Here is a 15,313-nt window from a genome sequence, read left to right as displayed (position 1 = left end):
AGTCGGGCATGCAGGCTTTTCTGGCACCGGGGATTGGACTGCTTGGGCGTTTCGGTTTCGCCCGCAAGTTTCAGTTGTTGTTTCTGCTGTTTATCCTGCCGCTGGCGGGCAGCCTGTGGATGATTGGCCAGGATTACCGCGACAAGCTCAGCCTGATCGCAGGCGAGCGTGCCGGCGTGCGCCAGTTGATAGCCCTCGATGCGCTGGACAACTTGCTCGCCGCCCAACGTGACCGCGCCGCCCGCTGGCGCGCCACCGAAACCAATCGCCAGCCAACACCGGCCACCGTCGCTGCAATGGCGGCGTTCGATGCAGTGCAGCCTGCGCTGAATCAAGCCGTCAATGATCTGGGCCATTCACTGACAACCGAGGGGGCCGAGGCCGATACCCTCAGTCGCTATCAGACCCTGCAAACCGCGCTCAATGGTCTGGACTCGAAAAGCCTGAGCAGCGTCGGTTGGTGGCCGGATGGCTATGAACGCTTCACTGCGGCCCTCAGTGCGCTGCAAGCACTGCGCGAACAGATTGCCATGGACAACCGCCTGACACTGGCGCCGTGGCTGGAAACGTACTTGCTGACGCAGATCTCGACCCAGCACGCGCCGGACCTGATCGAACGGGTCGGGCGCCTCGCCAGCATCGGCCAGGCGTCGGTGGTGTCCGGACAATTCTCGCTGCAAAGCCGCTTGCAATTGCGCGACCTGCGCGGCCGCATTGGCGACGCTCGCGAGCAACTGATCAAGACTGGCAGCCTGCTCGAAGCACGGCTGCCAAGTGCGTTGCAGGCCTGGGCCGGGCAATACCACGACAGCCTCAAGCATCTGGACGCCGGATTGAAAGGGCTGGATGACGGCATGTTCGGCGCCAGCATCACGCTCAAACCGGAAGACTTCGAGCGCAACCTCGACGCCCTCCTCACTGACCTCGCCTCGCTGCGTCAGCAATCGCTGGTATCACTGGATCAGCGCCTGGACTACTACCACGGCTCAGCCATTCGCCAGTTCATCCTGGTAGCGAGCATCCTCGGTTGCCTGCTGCTGGCCGCGCTGTATTTGTTCATCTGCTTGCAAGCCTCGATCCGCCGCAGCGCCAGCGGCATCACGCTGCTCGCCGAAGCCCTGCGCGATGGCAACCTGAGCCTGCAAGTGCCGGTGCATGGTCGCGATGAGCTGGCGGCGATCAGCACCGCGCTCAACGTTGCGGTGGTGCAACTGCGCACCAGCCTGCTCGGGGTCGATCACGAAACCCTGCAACTGAGTAACGCGGTGCGAGCCCTCAATACTCACGCCAGCGGGGCACTGGGCGAAGTCGAAGCTCAACAGTTGCAGATCAGCCAGATCGCCGCTGCCGCCACGCAACTGGCCGCAACCTCGCAAGGCGTCGCCCAGAGTTGCGAACAGGCCTCAGGCAGCGCTCAGCAGACCCAGCGCATTGCCGCCGAGAGCAGTCGTGACAGCCAACGCACCACTGCGAGCATTCAGCAGCTCAACCAGCGCCTGAACGACACCGCCGCAGCGTTAGGCCGGGTCAGCGAACAAGGGCAGCAGATTCAACTGGTGGTGGACACCATTCGCGGCGTGGCCGAGCAGACCAACCTGCTGGCACTCAATGCCGCTATCGAAGCGGCCCGTGCCGGCGAACAAGGCCGAGGCTTTGCGGTAGTCGCCGATGAAGTGCGCAGCCTGTCGCAGCGCACCCAATCTTCCACCGCGCAGATCGCCGGCACCGTCGACAGCCTGCGCAGCACCGTCAACGAAGCCGTGAGCCTGATGGAAGCCGCCTGCGGCCAGGCACACACCGACGCGCAAGCGGTAACCGGTCTCGGCGAACGCTTGGGGGAAATCGCCAGCGCGGTGCAAAGCGTCACCGATACCCTGGCGCAGATCGCTACTGCGGTAGAAGAGCAAGCCAGCACGGCCGATGAGGTCAGCGGCAACATCCAGCAAGTCGATCAGGCCGCCGTGCGCCTGCTCGAAGGCGCACGGGCGGTGAACCTCGCGGCGGACACCTTGAGTTCGGGCAGCAAGGCTTTGAGCGAGAATACCGGGCGGTTTCAGCTGGGTTGAAGCGGCAAACTCATCCGTTTTTGTGGGTCAGGTCGATAAGCGGTTGAAAGCGTAGAGAAATATTTTAGATTTACGCTTGACACATCATCGTTACGAGCCAATAATGCGCGCCACTTGGCTACATAGCTCAGTTGGTTAGAGCATAGCATTCATAATGCTGGGGTCCGGGGTTCAAGTCCCTGTGTAGCCACCAAGTACTAAAAACGGCTTACCGAAAGGTAGGCCGTTTTTTTATGCCTGAAGAAAAGCCCCCTCCCCACCGACGGCTCACATCGCAATGTGAGCCGCAGCGTTCATCAAGCGCCGAGGCGTTCGACTATATCGTGGGCAATGCCGACAACGCCTTTTCCCATATCTGCCGGGTACGAACCCAGACCATTTCCTGCCAGTCACTGTCGGCGGGATAGAACTGCTCAACAAGATTCAGCTTGATCTCGCGCCCCACGGCATCACTCGGATTGCCGTGCAGGTGCAGCCAGTGATCGTCACGCAGATGAGCATGCACCGCTTCTCCCGGGTAGGTACCGCACTCGATGACAAACGGCATCAGGCGCACCTGCGGCAGCGCATCGAGCAGCGCTTGTGAGGTATAGCCGGTGGCTGTGGCAGCAATCCCGGTTTCGCTCTGGGTCTGCGCGCCGGTCTGTATGGTGTAGAGCCACGGACCGTAAAGGGCCTGTGCCTGTTCCAGTGCCGGGTAGGCCTCCTGGGTAACGGTCAGCAGCATCGGATGGCCGTACTCCCCCGCGCCGGAGTGCAGGTCGAAACACATCGCGACCTCGGCCTGAGAGAGATGCGCCGCAATGATCCGATGCAAGGTCCGGTTCGACCAGCTCGGTGCCAGCCCACCGTAAAACAGACCGTCGGGATGACTGTGCTGGCCGCCCTCGACAATCGACATCACTGCCGGCCAGCCATGCTCGCGTAACTGCGCGGCGAGCAAGGCATCGGCGCGATCACGCTCCAGGCCCTGCAACCGGGAGAAGGCATAAATCTCGTGCAACGCCGCATAGGCCTGATTGTCGGGCAGCGGGCGATCGAAGTTCAGGTGGTTGCGGTTCAGGTCTATGTTGTCTTCGTTGACGCGACGCAGCCACGCCGTACCCCAAGGGTTGATCAAGTGGATCATCACCACCGCGACGTCGGCGGGCAGTGGGCGTTTGCCGAACTCGTTCAGCCAGTTGATCTGGCACTCCGAACCATAGAAGCCCTCAACCCCGTGGGTGCCGCTCAACATCACCAGCAGACGCTTTGCGCCGGGATCGCCGAGCACCGCCACATCAGTGCTCAGGGATTCGCCAAACGGCCCCTTGAGCGGATGCGGGTATTCGGTCAACGTCGCACCGGCTGCGGTTGCAGCCGCCAGGAATTGTTCGCGCTGCGAACGGTAACTTGGCTGCGTTGGGAACTCGGTCTGCATGTCGGCCTCTTGTTGTTATTAACTTGTTATTGACTTGTTATTGGTGAAGATCTCGCCCCCCCGACCCTACAGAAAAACCCTGCGCTGAAGAAGGAAAAAGGCACCCATCCATCGATCAATACGCACAAGACCAGCGTTGCAGCTGACGCCTGCGGCCGATACAGTCCGCTGATCTTTTATCCCACGGACGGAGTGCCCCACGTGTTCCCAGCCTTCCATTTGAATCGCTACCGCCTGACTGCCCTGTCGCTGATAGCCACCGCGCTGACCCTCGCTGCCTGCAACGCCCCGCCCTCTTCGCCGTCCGTCAGCGCTTTGCCGGTGGCCCCGGAAATCGCCTCGGGGTATCGCACCGACCTGCATACCCAATACGCCTCCAAACACATGGCCGCAGCCGCCAACCCGCTGGCAGCCGCAGCAGGACGGGAAATGCTGCGTCAGGGCGGTTCGGCGATCGACGCCGCCATCGCCATGCAAGCCGTGTTGACGCTGGTTGAACCGCAATCCTCGGGGATCGGTGGCGGCGCGTTGATCGTGCTTTGGGACGGCAAGGCTGTGCGCACCTACGACGGCCGTGAAACCGCCCCCGCCGGTGCGACTGAAAAGCTCTTCCTGCAAGCCGACGGTAAACCCATGCCATTCACCGATGCGCAGATTGGTGGTCGGTCGGTTGCCACACCGGGTGTGTTGCGCGCACTGGAACTGGCCCATCGCAAGCACGGCCGCCTGCCATGGGCGAAGTTGTTCGAACCGGCCATTGCCTTGGCGGAAAAGGGCTTTGCGATCTCGCCGCGTCTGCACACGATGATCACCTCCGATCCGTTCCTGCCGCGCTCGCCGGACATGGCTGCGTACTTCCTGAATGCCGATGGCAGCCCGAAAGCCGTAGGTACGCTGCTGAAAAACCCGGCACTGGCCAACGTCCTCAAACGTATTGCCGCAGAAGGACCGAGTGCGCTGTATCAAGGCCCGATTGCGCAGGAAATCGTCGCCAAGGTTCAAGGCCATGCCAACCCCGGCAGCCTGTCGTTGAACGACCTCAAAGGCTACAGCGCCAAAGAGCGTGCTCCGCTGTGCACCGACTACAAGCGCTGGCAAGTGTGCGGCATGCCACCGCCATCATCGGGCGGGATCGCTATTGCGCAGATTCTCGGCACCTTGCAGGCACTCGAAAGCTACGACAGTCGCTTCGCTCTGGCACGACTGAAACCGGCAGGTATCGAACCTGCGCCTGAAGCCGTGCACCTGATCGCCGAGGCCGAGCGCCTGGCATACGCCGACCGCGCACAGTACGTCGCCGACTCAGACTTCGTACCCGTCCCGGTCGCAGGTCTGGTCTCCCCCGCCTACCTGGCCAGCCGCGCAACGTTGATCAGCGATCGCAGCATGGGCAGCGCCAAACCCGGCACGCCACCGGGCATTCAAGTGGCCTACGCTCCTGACCGCTCGCCACTGCGGATCTCCACCTCGCAAGTGGTCGCGATCGACGATCAGGGCGGCGCCGTGTCGATGACCACCACCGTGGAAGCCGCCTTCGGCTCGCACCTGATGGTGCAGGGCTTCATGCTCAACAATCAGATGACCGACTTCTCGTTCATTCCCGAAGAAAACGGCCAACTGGTGGCCAACCGTGTCGAACCCGGCAAACGCCCGCGCTCGTCCATGGCTCCGACGCTGATCTTCGATCGTCAGAGCGGTGAACTGGTCGCGACGGTCGGCTCGCCCGGCGGTTCGCAAATTATCGAGTACGTCGCCAAATCGGTGATCGGCATGCTCGACTGGAACCTCGACCCGCAAGCCGCCATCAGCCTGCCCAACTTCGGCAGCCGCAACGGCCCGACCGAACTGGAACAAGGCCAGTTCAGCCCGGCGCTGATCCAGGCCCTCAAGGACAAAGGGCACGCGGTCAACGAAATCGACATGACCAGCGGCACCCAGGCCATCGTGCGAGTGCGGGATGCGCAGGGCAAAGCCTCATTGGCCGGTGGCGCCGATCCACGGCGTGAAGGAGAAGCGCTGGGGGATTGATCGGAACTGGAAATGACCAAGGGCTTACCGCGAGGCAAGCCCTTTTTATTGTCTGGCGCCAGCGCACTGGATCGGCCGATCCCGCCAGTCGGCCCACGCCTTGTCCAGCCCCTCGGCATGGGACACGCCCGGCAAGACCACCACTTCAAGGCAATCAGCCTGCCCCAGTGCTCGACGATAACTGTCGAGCAGAGCCGGCGGGACGATGGGATCGTCAGCCCCGACCAAATGCCGTTGCCGTACATGAGCCAGACGCGCGGGGTTATCCAAAGGCTCCAGCGAGCCCTTGAGCGGGCTGAGGTGCAGCCGTTCGGTCCACAACCTGGGGCTGAGATTGCCGGCCAGGGTTTGCACCTGAGCAATATCGTCACGGCGAGCCGCCAACAGCAAGGCCAACGCGGCACCGCCGGAATAACCGATCAGTTCAAAGTCCTGATTGCCGTAGCGGCTTTTGATCTGATCCAAAGCCTGATCGAGACTGTCCACCACCTCGGGAGAAAAGCGTCGCTCGGTCCACAGTGCCGGCACGCACCCAGGCGCGCTGACGAACTGACAAGGGCGCGCCAGGTAAAGACTCGGCGTCGGATCACTGAACGCCATTGTGGCCATCAGCAACTGTTGTGGGCTGGGGTCGAGGCTCGGCTGGGAGGCTGTCGCCCAGGCATGGCCGTCACCCTCCAGGTAAAGACGAATCCGGCTGGAATCGGAGCGCTTCAACGGAGTACTCAGCATCAGCGGATAAGCGTGAGTTGCAATGACTTCCACCTGCTGACCCTGCCCTGCCGCCAGCGCTTCAAGAGACTGCCTGGGCGACTGGCAACCACTCAACAAAGCGCCGAGCAACAACGCAATCGTCAAGACACCTGGTTTGCGCTTCATCTGCTCTCTCCGACACGTTCGGCCAGGACAGACACCCGCGCCTGCTGCCACCGAGCGCGCGATTGTAGTCGCAAATGACAGTCTGTTCGTGCCGTTACCCGATAGCGAAGCACAGGTGTGTAAACGGCCACATCCAGCAATGATATTTGCGCCTGACCTATCCAAGGGCTCGGACAGCGGTCGCTATGCTTGAGTGCCGGGGCATTGAGTGACATGGACAGCAAACTCGATCCGCCCGCACATCGCAATTCACCTACATCAACTTGCAACAGTCCCAGCACGGGACTAGGATCGTGCCATGAGAATTATCGCTATCAGTCACATGAAAGGATTCTGGGAGAAATACCCTGACTCAGAGCAGTCATTCCTGGCCTGGATTGACGAAACAAAGGACGCGAACTGGGCAAGCCCTGCGGATATAAAGGCCAACTTTGGTAGTGCCAGCATCCTCAAAAGCCGTAGGGTGGTGTTCAACATCAAGGGCAACGCTTATCGGCTTGTCGTCGCCGTGGCCTATCGCTTCGGGGCCGTATACATAAAGTTTGTCGGCACTCACCAGCAGTACGACGCTATCGATGCCGATACCGTTGAAATGGAGTAACCCATGAATATTCGTCCGATTCATACCGAACAGGACTACCGTGCAGCCCTCAAGGAAGTATCTGTACTATTCGACAACGAACCAGAACCGGGCACACCTGAAGGTGACTACTTCGACGTCATGATTACCCTCATTCAGGCCTACGAAGCGAAGCAGTTCCCGGTTGACCTTCCCAACCCGATAGATGCGATCAAATTTCGCATGGAACAATCGGGCTTATCTGCTGCTGACCTGGCACCAGCCATTGGCCGGACAAACAGAGTGTATGAAGTACTCAACGGCAAACGGGCGTTGACGCTACCCATGATCTGGAAACTCCATGAGTTGTTCGGGATTCCGGCGCAGAGCCTGATCAAGCCCGTCAGAGGCATTTAAGCATTGCGCGTTTCGTTCGAAAAAAGCGAAACACGCAGGCTTGAGCTTTCCTACTCGGCTCCACTGATATCAGGCCGGCACACCCAGAATGATGTGCGAGGCCTTGATCACCGCCGTGGCGCTAACGCCAGGAGCCAGTCCCAGCTCTGCAACCGCTTCGCGAGTGACGATCGAATAGACCTCGGAGCCGCCGTCGAGCCGGATCACCACTTCGGCATTCACCGCGCCATCAGTGACGCTGGTGACTTTACCTTCCAGGCAGTTGCGCGCCGAAAGACGGATATCGCTGGACTCGGTCATCAACATCACCCACGGCGCCTTTACCAGCGCGACCGCTTCCTTACCGACCGCCAGGCCCAGGTTCTTCACGCTTTCCATGGTCACCACGGCGACCAGTTGATTGCCGCCGGACAGTGTCAGGGAAACCTCGGCATTGACCGCACCTTCCTGCAACTGACTGATGGTGCCCTTGAAAACGTTACGCGCACTGACTTTCATGACGTTGTCGCCTCGAATAATAGTTTTTTGTATACAACTTTTCGCATCATTCGGCAAAACTTCAGAACATTCAAGCAGCGTCTAGCCTTGCAGATTCATGCACTCACATAGACCCATGCCTCGATCCCGGACGCCAGCACCACGCTGACCCGTTTGTAATCCGAGACTTCATAGCTGTCAGCAGCCGCCAACTCCGCTGGCGTGATCCGGAACACCGTACCGGGGATTGGCGCATTGTCCGCACCGCCGGGACGCAAAATCGGATGATGAGTCTTGCCGCTGGTGGCCAACACTTCGGGGTCGGTAATTTCGACCCAAGACTGCTCGTAACCGAGCATCTGGTCCGCACTACCGGACAACTCGCGGCCGAAGTTGGCGACAGCCAGCCCGCACCTGAGCTACCGTGTTCGTCACCGAACACCCGGCCACGAAGGCTCCCCATGGGCAAGCAGAAAATCCTCACCGACTGGTTCCAGCGAGCCCCCGATTCGGGCGGGCTGGAGCGTATCGAGGCGTTTTTCTCCGGCCATGGCTACGACCTTCACCGTCACGACACCTACGCTATTGGTCACACGCTGTCCGGTGTGCAAAGTTTTCAGTATCGCGGCAGCTGGCGGCATAGCCTGCCGGGCGGGACCATGGTGCTGCACCCCGACGAAGTCCACGATGGCGAGGCCGGTACCGAGGACGGCTTCAAATACCGGATGCTCTACGTAGAGCCTGCGCTGATCCAGCAGATACTCGGCGGCCAGCCGCTGCCCTTCATCAGGACCGGTATTTCGACGGATCCACGCTTGTTCGCTGCGACTGAGGTCCTGCTGCAGAGTATCGATCGCCCTCTCGATCCACTGGAGCAACAGGACGCATTGTTTGATCTGGCGCACGCCATGAGCGCGGTATCAGGAGCAAACACCCATCGCCAGAGCTTTGATTATCTGGCAGCGGAGCGCGCTCGCGCGTTCATGCACAGCGCCCTCGACCAAACGGTGACCCTGGATCAACTGGCCGAGTACAGCGGGCGCGATCGTTGGAGTCTGTCGCGGGATTTTCGCCTGCTGTTCGGTACCAGCCCCTATCGTTACCTGACCATGCGCCGCCTGGACCTGGTGCGCTCGTTGCTGATTCAGGGTGAGTCCCTGACCAACGCCGCGCTGATCGCAGGATTCAGCGATCAAAGCCACATGACCCGGCAATTTGGCAAAACCTACGGTTTGTCACCCGCCCGCTGGCTGAAAATGCACCGCCCGTAAGCCACGCACAATCGTGCAAGAAGTGCGGGGTCGCGCAGGCTACCGTGGGCTCACAATCACCAATGGGAGCCGTGCCATGCAGCCGTATCAAAGCCTGAGTTTTGCCAACAAGCTTGCGCAGATCAACGAGCACTGGTCGCCGCGGGTCATCGCCGAAATGAACGACTACCAGTTCAAGGTGGTGAAGCTGCTGGGGGATTTCATCTGGCACGATCATCAGGACACAGACGAGACTTTTATCGTCCTCGAAGGCCAATTGCGCATTGATTTTCGCGATGGCCAGGTGCTGGTGTCCCAAGGCGAAATGTACGTGGTACCCAAGGGCATCGAGCACAAGCCGTTTGCCGAACAGGAAGTCAAACTGCTGCTGATCGAACCCAAGGGCGTGCTCAATACCGGGAGCGAAGGTGGCGAGCGTACGGCGCTGAATGATCTGTGGGTCTGAGGAGGCTCAATCGTCGAGGTTTTTGCCGGCCACCGGATCGCCAATTTTCAGGAAGTGCCCACCGGCAACATGGTGCAGCGTGCGCAATGCATCGTGTCCTTCAAAGTGCCAGCGTCCATCGCTGAATACGCGCTCGTCCGCCTGGGCGGCAATCACTTCAGCCAGGAACAGGTCGTACTGCTGATGATTGTGCGGCTCGGGCAGTAGCCGACATTCCAGCCAGGCCACGCACCCTTCGAGCATCGGTGCATCGAGCAGTTCACCAGCAAATGCTTGCAGTCCATAGGCCTGGAATTTATCCCGCTCAAGGCCGGACGTCGAGCCGACAGTTTGTACGATATCGGCCTGGGCCGCGCAGGGAACGTTCAGCACGAAACTGCCCGACGCTTCGAGCAATTGGCGAGTCCAGGTCGACTTGTCGAGCACCACGGCGATTTTCGGCGGTTCGAAATCCAGCGGCATGGCCCAGGCCGCCGCCATGATATTGCGCTTGCCGTCGTGGGCCGCACTGACCAGCACGGTCGGCCCATGGTTGAGCAGACGGTAGGCTTTGGACAGGGGAACCGGACGGCGATGGGAAACGCTCATGGATGTCTGCTCCTGAGAAAAGAGCGAATTGTAGCGGTATCGCCTCGGTCGTAGTGCAGAACCAAACTGAACAGCAGCCTGCACCTCAACGCGAGGGCAGGCTCGTTCAAACCGCGCTTAGGTCGACAGCTGATTGGCGAACTGCCCTACCGCGTTGACCACTTTCTGCGCACCGTCCTGGATCTCGACGATCACCGTGCCCGCCTCGGCGGCCAATGCCAGACCTTGTTCAGCCTGGAGTTTGCCGTCGGTCATCAGCACCACGGCATCGCGCGCCATGTCCTGGTTCTGACGCACCACGCCGACGATTTCGTCGGTGGCTTTGCTGGTGCGCGAAGCCAGTTGTCGAACCTCGTCCGCCACCACCGCAAAACCTCGGCCCTGCTCACCGGCACGGGCCGCTTCGATGGCGGCGTTCAGCGCCAGCAAGTTGGTCTGTTCGGCAATGCCGCTGATGGTTTTGACGATGGTGCCAATCACCAGCGACTGTTCGTTCAGCGCCTCAATCCCTTCGCCGGCCTGCTGCATGTGCTTGGCCAGTTCACGCATCACGTCCACCGCCTGGGTGACCACCGCGGTGCCGCGTTGCGCGCAGCTGTCAGTCTGCAACGAGGTGCTGTAGGCGATATTTGCCGCTTCAGCAACCGCTTGCTCCTGATTGACCTGATCGGTGATCACAGTGGCGAACTTGACCACTTTGTAGAGTTTTTCGTTGGCATCGAGCACCGGGTTATAGGACGCCTCGAGCCAGACCACCCGACCGTGGCTGTCGACACGCTTGAAGCGGTCGGCCACGAACTCACCGGCGTTCAAGCGCCGCCAGAAGTCCTGATATGCAGAACTGTTGTACTCCTCTGGATCACAGAATGTGCGGTGATGTTTGCCTTTGATCTGCGCCAGGCTGTAACCCATACCGTTCAGGAACCGCTCGTTGGCCGTCAACACATTACCGTTGAGGTCGAACTCGATGACTGCCGTCGAACGAATCAGCGCCCCGATCAGGTTCTCGTGCTCACGCGAGGCTTCAATGGTGCGGGTCAGGTCGCTGGAGTAAATCGAAAAGTGTTTGATCCGGCCATCAGAGCTACGAATCGGCTGAGCGATAGAGCGCAACCACGCCTCTTCACCATTGCCTCTGAGCAAGCGCACGGCACCCGCGAAGTGCTCGCCACGGGTCAGAGCATTCTTGAAGCGCTGGTGAAACTCATCGGCTTTGACGTGGGCCGGAACGATATCTTCAATGTGTCGGCCAATCAGCTCATTACCCTTATAGAGCATCTCCTGGGCGAAATTCTGGTTAATCGATTGCACCCGCCCATCCGGGTCCAGGGTGAGCACGAGCATCTCGCTTTCGAGACTTTCCTTCACTTGTTGAAGGCTGGAGAGTTCCTCGCGAAGAGCTGACAGCTCCTGCTTCAAGCGTTTGTTGAACATGGCGATGCACCGATGGGCAGGGTTGAGAGCGTCCTTCAGCCTAACCATCGGCATTACGAAACATTTCTGAAGAGCGTTTCGCGGTTGTCCTACAAAAATACTTGGCACCTGGCCACTATCCACATCGCGACGCCTCAAAACCGGTGTTTTGAAGGGGATTCAACGCGCTATAGTCGGCCCTGCACCACCGCCACCCACAGGAGAATCGACATATGGATCAGTCACGCAAAGCGCTATTCGATGGTATCGCCCAACAGCTGGGACACCGCTTCGACGGTGAAATGCGCATTGGCGGCAACTACGTGCCAGCCGTGCAAAACGGTGATGAGGTGTACATCAGCGGACAGATCCCGCGCATCGACAATACGGTGATGGTGGTTGGGCGTGTCGGTGCCGAGGTTTCCCTGGAGCAAGGCCGGCATGCCGCGCAGATCTGCACGATGCGCGCATTGGCGATCCTCACGCAGCTGCTCGGCGACCTCGAACGCATCAAGAAGATCTTGCGCATTAACGTCTACGTGCAAAGCGCCGCCGACTTCACGCAACAAAGTGAAGTTGCCGACGGTGCGTCAGAAGTGCTTTACCGGATTTTTGCCGAGGCCGGCGTGCACACACGGACCTCGGTGGGCGTGTATCAGTTACCGAAAAACGCCTCGGTGGAAGTCGACATGATCGTCGCGCTCACCCCTGAGCCAGCACCGGTTGGCGAAGACGACTCTTACGATTGAAACATCTCAGGGGAAACAGGTCGCGCCAGCCCCCTGGCCGACCTGCGACAGGCGCGAACCAAAGTACAACGCGCAGCCGATCCCGACCATGCCCATCACCGCGCAGAACATCACGCAAATCCACGGACTCCACGGCATCAGGCCGATCAGCAACAACGGCGTGATACTGGCCCAAATGGCGTAGGCAATGTTGTAGGTGAACGAAATCCCCGAGACGCGAATCCGCGCCGGGAACAGGTTGACCATCACCGACGGCACCGCACCGACCACCCCGCAACTCAGACCGGCAATGGCATAGGCCACGCCAATCCACTGTGCACCGCCAATCAGGCTGGTATAAAGCACGCCAATCCCCAGCGGCAGCAGCAGGCTATAGAGCATCACCGTACGCCAGGCGCCAATACGGTCGACGATCAACCCGGCGATCACGCAACCGATGTTCAAAAACACGATGCCCAGGCTGCTCAGGGCGAAGGTATGGCTGGCGGTCATGCCGAAGGTTTTCTGCATCGTGGTCGGAGTGATAACGACAAAGGTCACCACCGCCGAGGTCAACACGCAGGTGAGGATCACCGCCGGCAGCATCGCCAGCCGATGTTCACGCAACACTGTGCGCAGCGGCAGTTCGACGTGCCGTTCGCGACTCGCCTGCATGGCCATGAACACCGGGGTTTCATTCAGCCAACGGCGCAACCAGACGCCAATCACCCCGAACACTCCACCTAACAGAAACGGGTAGCGCCAGGCGAAATCGAGGATTTCCGTCGGAGTGAAAACCTGCGCCAGCAAGGTCGCCGTCAACGCGCCGATCAGATAACCAAAGGTCAACCCGGCTTGCAGGAAGCCCAAGGCATAACCTCGGTGCCCGGCCGGTGCGTGCTCGGCGACAAACACCCAGGCGCTTGGCACTTCACCGCCTACGGCCGCGCCTTGTAGCACTCGCAGGAGCAATAACAGCAACGGTGCGAAATAGCCGATCTGGGCGTAGGTCGGCATGATCCCGATCAGCAGGCACGGCAGCGCCATCATCAGGATGCTCAGACTGAAGACCTTCTTGCGCCCCAGCCGGTCAGCGAAATGCGCCATCAGAATCCCACCCAGCGGACGCGCCAGGTAGCCGGTGACAAAGATCCCGAAACTTTGCAGCAGACGCAGCCACTCGGGCATTTCCGGTGGAAAGAACAGCTGGCTGAGGGTCAGGGCGAAAAATACGAAGATGATGAAGTCGTAGATTTCCAGTGCCCCGCCGAGCGCCGCCAGGCCCAGGGTCTTGTAGTCAGACCGGGAGAACGGCGCCGGTCGTGCATCAAGGATGGCAGTCATAAAAATGCTCTGAAATAGGCAAAAAAACACGGCGCCCATGGTCTACGCAAAAACGCGTTCGAACAACCCGTTAGACCATAGTCCCAAGTGTGCAAAACAGCACCGCAAAAACATCTTGATTGATTTACTGTTTATGTCTGACCGGCAAGGGCTTGTGCGGCCCTGTCGCATCACAATAAACATAAAAATTCGAGGTACTCCCGTGGCCGCTGCAATCGAAGATAGCCGCTCCGCCCGCTTTGCCCTGCACTGCTCAAACTTTGCCGAACGCTGGTTTCCCGACTCCTGGGTGTTTGCCGCGCTCGCTGTCATCATCGTTGCCGTGGCCACCATGATCATGGGCGCCAAACCCACCGATGCCGCGATGGCGTTCGGAGATGGTTTCTGGAGCCTGATCCCGTTCACCATGCAAATGGCCTTCGTGGTGATCGGCGGCTACGTGGTCGCCAGCTCGCCACCCGCGGTGAAACTGATCGACCGCCTGGCGCGCATCCCGAAAAACGGGCGCTCAGCCGTGGCCTGGGTCGCACTGATTTCCATGGTTGCGTCGTTGCTCAACTGGGGGCTGTCGCTGGTGTTCGGCGGCTTGCTGGTGCGAGCACTGGCGCGTCGTGCCGACTTGCACATGGACTACCGCGCCGCCGGTGCCGCCGCCTACTTGGGGCTCGGCGCAGTCTGGGCGCTGGGGCTGTCTTCGTCGGCGGCGCAATTGCAGGCCAACCCGGCCAGTTTGCCGCCCTCGATCCTGTCGATCACTGGCGTCATCCCGTTCACCCAAACGATTTTCCTCTGGCAGTCCGGCGTGCTGTTGCTGGCACTGATCGTGGTCTCGCTGATCATCGCCTACGCCACCGCCCCCGGCCCGAACTCAGCCCGTGACGCCAAGGCTTGCGGCATCGACCCAAGCTTCAGCATGCCCGCGCCACAGCCGCGCACTCGCCCTGGCGAATGGCTGGAATACAGTCCGATATTGACCATTCTGTTGGTGTTACTGGCGGCCGGATGGTTGTTTCATGAGTTTTCGACCAAACCTGCGATCAGCGCGATCTCTGGCCTGAACACCTACAACTTCCTGTTCCTGATGCTCGGCGCGCTGCTGCACTGGCGCCCACGCAGTTTCCTCGACGCCGTGGCCCGTGCGGTGCCGACTACCACGGGCGTGATGATCCAGTTCCCGCTGTACGGCTCCATCGCCGCGTTGATGACCGTGGTCAAAGGCGCCGACGGCCAGACCCTGGCGCATCACATCTCGACTTTCTTCGTCAGCATCGCCTCCCACGACACCTACGCCCTGCTGATGGGCGTGTACTCGGCGATCCTCGGCTTTTTCATTCCGTCCGGCGGCGGGAAATGGATCATCGAAGCACCGTACGTGATGCAAGTCGCCAACGACCTTAAATACCACCTGGGCTGGGCCGTACAGATCTACAACGCCGCCGAAGCCCTGCCCAACCTGATCAACCCGTTCTACATGCTGCCGCTGCTCGGCGTACTCGGCTTGAAGGCGCGGGACCTGATCGGGTTTTCGTTCGTGCAACTGCTGGTGCACACGCCGCTGGTGCTGTTTCTGCTGTGGGCGCTGGGGACGACGCTTACGTATGTAGCGCCGGTGATGCCGTAGTAAAAAGGCGGCTGAAACCCTCTTGTCACCTCGCCGTCATATCTCGCTGCTAGCGTC

The 15,313-nt window shown here is 60.2% G+C and carries 14 protein-coding genes, 1 tRNA gene and 2 pseudogenes; 9 read left to right on the top strand and 8 right to left on the bottom strand.

Annotated features, from left to right (window positions below; translation table 11 throughout):
• Window positions 1-8 precede the first annotated feature (8 nt).
• On the top strand, window positions 9-2,066 hold the full coding sequence (locus BK659_RS10100) for a methyl-accepting chemotaxis protein (protein WP_123424943.1): 2,058 nt from the start codon (window positions 9-11) through the stop codon (window positions 2,064-2,066).
• A 116-nt stretch (window positions 2,067-2,182) separates the two neighbouring features.
• Window positions 2,183-2,259, top strand: a tRNA-Met gene (locus BK659_RS10095).
• Between the two features lie 123 nt (window positions 2,260-2,382).
• Here the strand turns inward: BK659_RS10095 and BK659_RS10090 are convergent.
• Entirely contained in the window at window positions 2,383-3,486 is a 1,104-nt protein-coding gene (locus BK659_RS10090; protein WP_123424942.1) for a DUF2817 domain-containing protein, read from the bottom strand.
• Window positions 3,487-3,687: 201 nt separating this feature from the next.
• Between BK659_RS10090 and ggt the strand changes: the two genes are divergently transcribed.
• Complete coding sequence (gene ggt / locus BK659_RS10085; RefSeq protein WP_123424941.1) at window positions 3,688-5,514, top strand: gamma-glutamyltransferase; 1,827 nt, start codon at window positions 3,688-3,690, stop codon at window positions 5,512-5,514.
• A gap of 45 nt (window positions 5,515-5,559) precedes the next feature.
• On the opposite strand, the gene BK659_RS10080 is transcribed toward ggt, so the two are convergent.
• Window positions 5,560-6,393, bottom strand: a complete 834-nt coding sequence (locus tag BK659_RS10080; protein ID WP_123424940.1) for an alpha/beta hydrolase — start codon at window positions 6,391-6,393, stop codon at window positions 5,560-5,562.
• Between the two features lie 298 nt (window positions 6,394-6,691).
• Here BK659_RS10080 and BK659_RS10075 point away from each other — a divergent pair, with 298 nt between their 5' ends.
• Together BK659_RS10075 and BK659_RS10070 are read left to right on the top strand one after the other, a co-directional pair.
• Complete coding sequence (locus tag BK659_RS10075; protein ID WP_054595600.1) at window positions 6,692-6,994, top strand: type II toxin-antitoxin system HigB family toxin; 303 nt, start codon at window positions 6,692-6,694, stop codon at window positions 6,992-6,994.
• 3 nt (window positions 6,995-6,997) lie between these two features.
• A complete protein-coding gene (locus tag BK659_RS10070) occupies window positions 6,998-7,369 on the top strand; it encodes a helix-turn-helix domain-containing protein (protein ID WP_123424939.1) in 372 nt (123 codons plus the stop codon).
• 69 nt (window positions 7,370-7,438) lie between these two features.
• Here the strand turns inward: BK659_RS10070 and BK659_RS10065 are convergent, their stop codons facing one another.
• Both BK659_RS10065 and BK659_RS10060 read right to left on the bottom strand, forming a co-directional pair.
• Window positions 7,439-7,867, bottom strand: a complete 429-nt coding sequence (locus BK659_RS10065; RefSeq protein WP_123424938.1) for a TOBE domain-containing protein — start codon at window positions 7,865-7,867, stop codon at window positions 7,439-7,441.
• A 95-nt stretch (window positions 7,868-7,962) separates the two neighbouring features.
• Entirely contained in the window at window positions 7,963-8,253 is a 291-nt protein-coding gene (locus tag BK659_RS10060; RefSeq protein ID WP_259740248.1) for a gamma-glutamylcyclotransferase, read from the bottom strand.
• Window positions 8,254-8,307: 54 nt separating this feature from the next.
• Here BK659_RS10060 and BK659_RS10055 point away from each other — a divergent pair, with 54 nt between their 5' ends.
• Window positions 8,308-9,117: an AraC family transcriptional regulator gene (locus BK659_RS10055; protein WP_123424936.1), complete on the top strand. Its 810-nt coding sequence runs from the start codon at window positions 8,308-8,310 to the stop codon at window positions 9,115-9,117.
• Between the two features lie 76 nt (window positions 9,118-9,193).
• Complete coding sequence (locus tag BK659_RS10050; RefSeq protein ID WP_071553324.1) at window positions 9,194-9,562, top strand: cupin domain-containing protein; 369 nt, start codon at window positions 9,194-9,196, stop codon at window positions 9,560-9,562.
• A gap of 6 nt (window positions 9,563-9,568) precedes the next feature.
• On the opposite strand, the gene BK659_RS10045 is transcribed toward BK659_RS10050, so the two are convergent.
• From BK659_RS10045 to BK659_RS28280, 3 genes and pseudogenes are all read right to left on the bottom strand, one after another.
• Window positions 9,569-10,150, bottom strand: a complete 582-nt coding sequence (locus tag BK659_RS10045) for a flavin reductase family protein (protein WP_123424935.1) — start codon at window positions 10,148-10,150, stop codon at window positions 9,569-9,571.
• A 117-nt stretch (window positions 10,151-10,267) separates the two neighbouring features.
• A pseudogene (locus tag BK659_RS28285) lies at window positions 10,268-10,696 on the bottom strand (methyl-accepting chemotaxis protein); the annotation flags it as partial.
• 111 nt (window positions 10,697-10,807) lie between these two features.
• Window positions 10,808-11,494: pseudogene (locus BK659_RS28280) on the bottom strand (PAS domain-containing protein); the annotation flags it as partial.
• A gap of 302 nt (window positions 11,495-11,796) precedes the next feature.
• Between BK659_RS28280 and BK659_RS10035 the strand changes: the two are divergent.
• Window positions 11,797-12,312 carry a RidA family protein gene (locus tag BK659_RS10035; protein ID WP_123424933.1) on the top strand — a complete coding sequence of 172 codons (516 nt, stop codon included), beginning with the start codon at window positions 11,797-11,799 and terminating at the stop codon, window positions 12,310-12,312.
• Between the two features lie 6 nt (window positions 12,313-12,318).
• Here the strand turns inward: BK659_RS10035 and BK659_RS10030 are convergent, their stop codons facing one another.
• Window positions 12,319-13,635, bottom strand: a complete 1,317-nt coding sequence (locus BK659_RS10030; protein WP_123424932.1) for an MFS transporter — start codon at window positions 13,633-13,635, stop codon at window positions 12,319-12,321.
• A gap of 202 nt (window positions 13,636-13,837) precedes the next feature.
• Here BK659_RS10030 and BK659_RS10025 point away from each other — a divergent pair, with 202 nt between their 5' ends.
• Window positions 13,838-15,256 carry a short-chain fatty acid transporter gene (locus BK659_RS10025; protein ID WP_123424931.1) on the top strand — a complete coding sequence of 473 codons (1,419 nt, stop codon included), beginning with the start codon at window positions 13,838-13,840 and terminating at the stop codon, window positions 15,254-15,256.
• Window positions 15,257-15,313 lie beyond the last annotated feature (57 nt).

Source organism: Pseudomonas brassicacearum, from assembly GCF_003732225.1.
GTDB classification, from domain to species: Bacteria; Pseudomonadota; Gammaproteobacteria; order Pseudomonadales; family Pseudomonadaceae; genus Aquipseudomonas; species Aquipseudomonas brassicacearum_E.
This window is presented reverse-complemented; position numbering and strand designations above follow the sequence as displayed.

Excerpts from the sequence above, each read along its gene's own strand:
- BK659_RS10100 (WP_123424943.1), top strand. The coding sequence starts at position 9 with ATGCAGGCTTTTCTGGCACCGGGGATTGGACTGCTTGGGCGTTTCGGT.
- BK659_RS10090 (WP_123424942.1), bottom strand. The coding sequence starts at position 3,486 with ATGCAGACCGAGTTCCCAACGCAGCCAAGTTACCGTTCGCAGCGCGAA.
- BK659_RS10080 (WP_123424940.1), bottom strand. The coding sequence starts at position 6,393 with ATGAAGCGCAAACCAGGTGTCTTGACGATTGCGTTGTTGCTCGGCGCT.
- BK659_RS10075 (WP_054595600.1), top strand. The coding sequence starts at position 6,692 with ATGAGAATTATCGCTATCAGTCACATGAAAGGATTCTGGGAGAAATAC.
- BK659_RS10070 (WP_123424939.1), top strand. The coding sequence starts at position 6,998 with ATGAATATTCGTCCGATTCATACCGAACAGGACTACCGTGCAGCCCTC.
- BK659_RS10065 (WP_123424938.1), bottom strand. The coding sequence starts at position 7,867 with ATGAAAGTCAGTGCGCGTAACGTTTTCAAGGGCACCATCAGTCAGTTG.
- BK659_RS10055 (WP_123424936.1), top strand. The coding sequence starts at position 8,308 with ATGGGCAAGCAGAAAATCCTCACCGACTGGTTCCAGCGAGCCCCCGAT.
- BK659_RS10050 (WP_071553324.1), top strand. The coding sequence starts at position 9,194 with ATGCAGCCGTATCAAAGCCTGAGTTTTGCCAACAAGCTTGCGCAGATC.
- BK659_RS10045 (WP_123424935.1), bottom strand. The coding sequence starts at position 10,150 with ATGAGCGTTTCCCATCGCCGTCCGGTTCCCCTGTCCAAAGCCTACCGT.
- BK659_RS10035 (WP_123424933.1), top strand. The coding sequence starts at position 11,797 with ATGGATCAGTCACGCAAAGCGCTATTCGATGGTATCGCCCAACAGCTG.
- BK659_RS10030 (WP_123424932.1), bottom strand. The coding sequence starts at position 13,635 with ATGACTGCCATCCTTGATGCACGACCGGCGCCGTTCTCCCGGTCTGAC.